Source organism: Bacillus cereus group sp. MYBK216-1 (genome assembly GCF_051916495.1).
Classification (GTDB): Bacteria; Bacillota; Bacilli; order Bacillales; family Bacillaceae_G; genus Bacillus_A; species Bacillus_A thuringiensis_K.
In genome coordinates, this window is record NZ_JBQAGT010000036.1 from 1 (window position 1) to 2567 (window position 2567).

Consider the following 2567-nt stretch of genomic DNA (forward strand, 5'->3'; position numbering starts at 1 on the left):
AAGTTAGTTTGTCTAGCATCTAAAATAAAAATTGACGTTTCACGTTGTTTGTTTCGTTCAGTTTTCAAAGAACTACTTGGCCGCTCATTTGCGACTTCCTTATGTTAACATTTTCATCTTTCAATGTCAACTAAGTTTTTTATTTCGTTTGTCGCTTTCGACGTTATTGTCATCGGCGACTTGTTCTATATTACACCTCTAAAGTATAATCGTCAATACGTTTTTTAAAAAACTTTATATTTTATAGATTTCACTTATGTATTTCTTCTATAGTTATATACAAGCACCCCACAGAACTATCTATGGGGTACTACTCTACTATAAAAACTATTGCTCTTTCGACGGCGCCGAACAACTTCCATCAGTACAAGAAAAATCACTTCCACCCTCTGAAGAAAGTTCTTGTAACTTAGGTGCAGGATTCTCTTCTTCCCACACTTGCTGAAGTGCACCAACAAAAGTTTCAAGTGGTTGTGCACCTGAAATAGCATACTTTTGATTAATAATAAAATAAGGTACTCCCGAAATTTGATATTGCTGAGCAATCGCTTCATCAATTCTAACATCATTTGCATACGCATTTTTATCATTAATAACATTTAAAGCCTCTTGCTTATCTAAACCTGAAACTTCAGCGATAGTAGCAAGTATATCCACATCACTTAAATTTCTCGATTCAGTGAAGTATGCGAAAAGTAGATTTTCCGTAATCTCTTTTTCTTTTCCTTGATCCTTTGCAAACTTCGCAAGACGATGCGCATCAAACGTGTTCGTCGGCTTCATCTCATCAAAATTAAAACTTAAACCCATACTAGCTGCATGATTTCCTAGCTGTACGTTATTACGCTTAGCTTCTTCAATACTAATTCCATACTTTGATGCAAGTACTTCATTAATACTTGTTCCAGAATAGATTGGAGCATTTTGGTCTAATTCAAAACTTTTAAACTCAACTTCAACATCCTTCTTATGTGGAAATTGCTCTAAAGCCATCTCTAATCTACGTTTCCCAATATAGCAAAATGGGCATACAAAATCCGACCATACTTCAATTTTCATAGAAACACCTCATTAACATTTAGTTTTCAATCATTGTAGCACTGAGATTAAGGAATTCAAAAGTTTTTGCTCTATCTCCTTCATATAGTACATACAAAAACACACTTATAGCAGACTACCTAATTAACAAAAAAACGATAATCAAAAGGATTAATTATTATCCCTCCGATTATCGTCTATATAAGTGCAATAAATTTAATTATGCCGGAATATACTTCCCTACGAACTTCCATACAGTATTCCAATATTTATTCGAATCTACTTTCTCCGCTTCTCCATGTCCAGCACCTGAAACAATTAATTTCTTTTTTTCTACTTTTGCAGCATTATATACTTCATCTAACATTTCAAAAGGAACGAATGTATCAGCATCCCCATGAATGAATAACATAGGTGTTTTACTTTTCACTACTTGTTTTACAGCTGAAGCTTCTTCTAAATCGTAGCCAGCTCTTAATTTAGTAACCGTATTTGCCGCATTCATAACAGGAAACTTCGGTAAGTGGAATAAATCTTTTAGTTGATAAGTAAATTCATCAATAACAGTTGAGTATCCACAATCTTCAATAATAACTTTAACATTAGAAGGTAAATCTTCTCCTGAAGTCATCATTACAGTTGCCCCGCCCATCGAAACACCAAATAGAGCTATTTCAGCATTAGGGTCTTTCTTTAAGATTTGTTGAATCCAAATTAACACATCTTTACGATCATGCCAGCCCATACCAACATAATCCCCTTCACTATTTCCGTGCCCACGAAGGTCTGGTGCTATGACATTATAGCCTTGTTCATAGAAATTACGAATATATTTCGTCATTTCTGATGCTCTACCATTGTATCCATGAACTACAATTGCCCATTTATGACTAGATGGTTCATTCATATATTCATAACCTTTTAAATTTAATTTATCGAAAGAATGTATAGTTAATGTGTTAGGTTTATACTTCGATACGAAGTTTGCATTCTTTTCTTCATTTGCAGCCAATACATCTCCCGATGCACTTACCGTTTCTACTAAATGAGGATTATCTTGCAAAAATTCCTTTTCTTGTTTCGCATTTAATGCATAGTTATAAAAATAATTTCCAACTAACATATACACGATTACTAGCAGGACTAAGACTACTATAGTAATTATACTTATCTTTTTCATATTATCTCCTTTTCTAACTTAAATCTTCTTATATTAAAGTACATTAAAAACAACTGTACTATTTTAACACACTGATGAATCCTATCTTTAAGAAATAAAACAGAAAATCTTAAATAGCATATCAAAAATCATGAAAGAAATTGAAAGAAAAATTATATAGATATACCAAAAAACCATAGAGGCATACGGAGTATTCAAGAATTTAAATTACATTTGAAATTGATAAGAAGTTAGAAACACAAAAAAGACGAGTCATTCTGACTCGTCTTAAGATTGCTTGGCGACGTCCTACTCTCACAGGGACAAGGTCCCAACTACCATCGGCGCTAGAGAGCTTAACTTCCGTGTT

2 protein-coding genes are annotated in these 2567 nt (G+C 33.3%); both read right to left on the reverse strand.

Annotated elements, in window-relative coordinates:
• Positions 1-327 precede the first annotated feature (327 nt).
• Positions 328-1059 carry a DsbA family oxidoreductase gene (locus ACTFRH_RS30810; protein ID WP_000687933.1) on the reverse strand — a complete coding sequence of 244 codons (732 nt, stop codon included), beginning with the start codon at positions 1057-1059 and terminating at the stop codon, positions 328-330.
• Positions 1060-1258: 199 nt separating this feature from the next.
• Positions 1259-2218: an alpha/beta hydrolase gene (locus tag ACTFRH_RS30815; protein WP_000723983.1), complete on the reverse strand. Its 960-nt coding sequence runs from the start codon at positions 2216-2218 to the stop codon at positions 1259-1261.
• Positions 2219-2567 lie beyond the last annotated feature (349 nt).

Coding starts and splice junctions, on each gene's coding strand:
- ACTFRH_RS30810 (WP_000687933.1), bottom strand. CDS start 1,059: ATGAAAATTGAAGTATGGTCGGATTTTGTATGCCCATTTTGCTATATT.
- ACTFRH_RS30815 (WP_000723983.1), bottom strand. CDS start 2,218: ATGAAAAAGATAAGTATAATTACTATAGTAGTCTTAGTCCTGCTAGTA.